The organism is Clostridium sp. CAG:43 (assembly GCF_000434655.1).
GTDB classification, from domain to species: domain Bacteria; phylum Bacillota; class Clostridia; order Lachnospirales; family Lachnospiraceae; genus Otoolea; species Otoolea fessa.
Window position 1 is genome coordinate 12,623 of record NZ_FR895093.1, and the last position, 3,457, is coordinate 16,079.

General features: G+C 48.5%; 4 protein-coding genes. All 4 read left to right on the forward strand.

What is annotated here, in order from left to right; genetic code table 11:
• Positions 1-245: 245 nt before the first annotated feature.
• Complete coding sequence (gene cysK / locus QVO97_RS07495; protein WP_022359729.1) at positions 246-1,181, forward strand: cysteine synthase A; 936 nt, start codon at positions 246-248, stop codon at positions 1,179-1,181.
• A gap of 267 nt (positions 1,182-1,448) precedes the next feature.
• On the forward strand, positions 1,449-2,618 hold the full coding sequence (locus tag QVO97_RS07500; RefSeq protein WP_022359730.1) for an ATP-binding protein: 1,170 nt from the start codon (positions 1,449-1,451) through the stop codon (positions 2,616-2,618).
• Positions 2,619-2,728: 110 nt separating this feature from the next.
• Positions 2,729-2,992, forward strand: coding sequence for an IreB family regulatory phosphoprotein (locus tag QVO97_RS07505; RefSeq protein WP_022359731.1), 264 nt, complete (start codon positions 2,729-2,731; stop codon positions 2,990-2,992).
• A gap of 107 nt (positions 2,993-3,099) precedes the next feature.
• A partial coding sequence (gene ruvX, locus QVO97_RS07510) for a Holliday junction resolvase RuvX (RefSeq protein ID WP_288189319.1) occupies positions 3,100-3,457 on the forward strand: 358 nt, incomplete at its 3' end.

The window sequence follows — 3,457 nt, forward strand, 5'->3', positions numbered from 1 at the left end:
ATAAGGGTTAAGGATATAGAAAGAGCGCATCCGCGTACACAGAAAAACAAGCAGGACAGGCGGCAGAAAAGCTGGATTGGACGGGCGGGAAATGTGTATAGAGGATGGGCTCTTTTCGCATTTTAAACTTCTTTTGGAGCGAGTTTTTCAAATTGGAAATGAGTTCTGGAAAAAAGAAGAATCTATAGAAATCTATAAAAATTAAAAAATATAAAAATCATCACAGATATTAGGAGGAAATCATCATGACAAACATTTATAAGGGAACACTGGGACTGGTAGGAAACACACCGTTAGTTGAGGTTGTGAATGTTGAGAAAGCGCTGGGACTGGAAGCAACGGTTCTGGTAAAACTGGAGTATTTAAACCCGGCTGGAAGCGTGAAGGATCGTATTGCAAAAGGCATGATTGAGGATGCAGAGAAGAGAGGTGTCCTGAAAGAGGGTTCTGTCATCATCGAGCCGACTTCCGGCAATACCGGTATCGGTCTGGCGTCCATCGCAGCAGCGAAGGGATATCGCATCATCCTGACGATGCCGGAGACGATGAGCGTGGAGCGCCGCAACATTCTGAAAGCGTACGGTGCAGAGATTGTCCTGACTGAGGGCGCAAAGGGCATGAAGGGCGCGATCGAGAAGGCAGAAGAGCTGGCAAAAGAGACACCGGGCAGCTTCTTAGCCGGTCAGTTTGTCAATCCGGTCAATCCGGCGGTTCACAGAGCAACCACTGGTCCGGAGATCTGGAATGATACCGACGGAAAGGTTGATATCCTGATCGCAGGTGTTGGTACCGGCGGAACTCTGACAGGTACCGGCGAATACTTAAAATCCCAGAACCCGAATGTGAAAGTCGTAGCGCTGGAGCCAGCTTCATCCCCGGTATTAAAGACAGGCAAGGGCGGCGCACACAAGATTCAGGGTATCGGCGCCGGATTTGTACCGGATGTACTGAACACTAAGATTTATGATGAGATTTTCGAGGCGGAGAATGAGGATGCATTTGCGGCAGCAAAACTTCTGGCACACAAAGAGGGCATCTTAGTCGGTATTTCCTCCGGCGCAGCTCTGCATGGTGCGATTGAGCTGGCAAAACGCCCGGAAAATAAGGGGAAAACCATCGTAGCGATTCTTCCGGACAGCGGTGACCGCTATTATTCCACACCACTCTTTACAGAGGACTAAGAGACTAATTATAGAAATAGGACTTCCCAGAATGCAGGGAGAGTGTTATAATTAACAGAAAATGAGTTACTGGTTACGTGCGCGTGAACGGTAACAAAACAGCAGAAAAACACAGGACCCGTTTGTTTGGCAGAGCACTGTCAGCGCGGATCCTGTGCTTTTGTTTCATTTCATGAGAATTGTGGTTACTGTACACGGGTAGGCACATTTTTTACATTCTTTTTCTTAAAGAGGATTTTGCAGATAACGGATACAGGAGAATATACAATGAAAACGATTACGATTGAGGAGCTGGAAGCGTTAAAGGATGCGGAGAAGACGATCGTGGACATCCGCCCGCAGGACCAGTATATGCGCGGAACTTTTCCGGGGGCGGTAAGCCTCCCGGCGTCCCGGCTGGAAGAGCAATATGAGGAAGAAACAGCCAAGTTAGACAAAATGCATCCAGTGTATGTGATGTGCCATACCGGTGAGAAGAGCCAGGAGTGGGTGCGTCGTCTGACCGGAGACGGATTTGACGCGGTCAATGTGGAGGGTGGTTACCGTGCGTGGCTGCGCCTCTCCCTGTCCCGCTTCGTAGGCGGAGAATCCGAGGCGGATCGAGAGGAAAAACGGGCGAGAATTGAGCAGAGTATTATAAAAAAATTCCGCAAGCCGATCTGGCGGGCGTTTACGCGGGCGCTCAACACCTACGACCTGATTCAGGAGGGCGACAAGATCGCAGTTTGTATTTCCGGCGGCAAGGATTCCATGCTGATGGCGAAACTTTTCCAGGAATTGAAAAAACATGGAAAATTCCAGTTTGAAACCGTTTTTCTAGTGATGAATCCGGGCTACAATGCGGATAACTGGAAGATCATCCAGGACAATGCGAAACTTCTTGGCATTCCGCTGACGGTATTTGAGAGCGATATTTTCGATACAGTGGCGACGATCGAACAGAATCCGTGCTACCTTTGTGCCAGAATGCGACGCGGTCACCTCTATGCACAGGCGAAAGCGCTGGGCTGCAATAAAATTGCGCTTGGGCATCATTTTGATGATGTGATCGAGACGATCCTCATGGGAATGCTGTACAGCGGCAAGATTGAGACGATGATGCCGAAGCTGCACAGCCAGAATTTCGAGGGCATGGAGCTGATCCGTCCGATGTATCTTATCAAGGAAGATGCGGTCAAGGCGTGGCGCGATTACAATGGACTGCAGTTTATACAGTGCGCGTGCCGTTTTACTGAAAATTGCGTGAGCTGCGGAGGCGGACGCGGTTCCAAGCGCGATGAGATGAAGGAATTGATCGCCCATTTTCGCAAGGAGAGCGACGTGATCGAGAAAAATATCTTTAAGAGTGTCCACAATATCAACTTAAAGACTGTGATCGGTTACCACAAGGACGATTGGACGTACAATTTCCTGGATGATTATAATGATAAAAAATAACTTGCCGAATGGGGTAAAGTAGAGTAAAATAAAAAAGAGTAGTTTACCTGCACGCATGGATCCGCAGAGTGACAGAGCGCGGCGGGTATTTAAAAGGACGTGAAGACAAAATGGGTGATATCAGCAATACACAGTTTTTTAGAGCAGTACAGGAAGAGAAGAAGCTGGAGGCAAGCCAGGTTCTGGAACAGGTATATACAGCGCTGACGGAGAAGGGTTACAACCCGATCAATCAGATTGTAGGATATATTATGTCTGGAGATCCGACCTATATTACCAGCCACAAGAGTGCCAGAAGCCTGATTATGAAGGTAGAGCGTGACGAAATTCTGGAAGAGCTTGTGAAGGTATATATTGAGACGAAGCTTCAGTAAAGAGTGGATGCAGCACGGCAATTAAAAAGCGGAAGAGTAAACAGCTGGCGACAACAGTCCAATATCTGACGGGCTGCCAGCTTGTTTTGTTATGGAGAAAATAGAATATGAGAATTATGGGGCTTGATTTTGGATCGAAGACCACGGGAGTGGCAGTCAGCGATCCGTTAGGCATTACAGCACAGGGGATTGAGACGATCACACGGAAGGATGAGAACAAACTTCGCCAGACCTGCGCCCGGATTGAAGAGCTGATCCGGGAATACGAGGTTGGGACGATTGTTTTGGGGTATCCTAAAAATATGAATAATACGCTGGGTGAGCGCGTTGAAAAGACGCTGGCATTTAAAGAGATGCTGGAACGGCGGACGAACCTTCCGGTCGTTATGTGGGACGAGCGTCTGACGACGAATGCGGCGGAGCAGATCCTGATCGAGAGTGGAGTGCGCCGGGAAAACCGGAAGA

What these genes read in the sequence shown, in the direction of transcription:
- QVO97_RS07505 (WP_022359731.1), top strand. Translation starts at nt 2,729, where the DNA reads ATGGGTGATATCAGCAATACACAGTTTTTTAGAGCAGTACAGGAAGAG.
- QVO97_RS07500 (WP_022359730.1), top strand. Translation starts at nt 1,449, where the DNA reads ATGAAAACGATTACGATTGAGGAGCTGGAAGCGTTAAAGGATGCGGAG.
- cysK (WP_022359729.1), top strand. Translation starts at nt 246, where the DNA reads ATGACAAACATTTATAAGGGAACACTGGGACTGGTAGGAAACACACCG.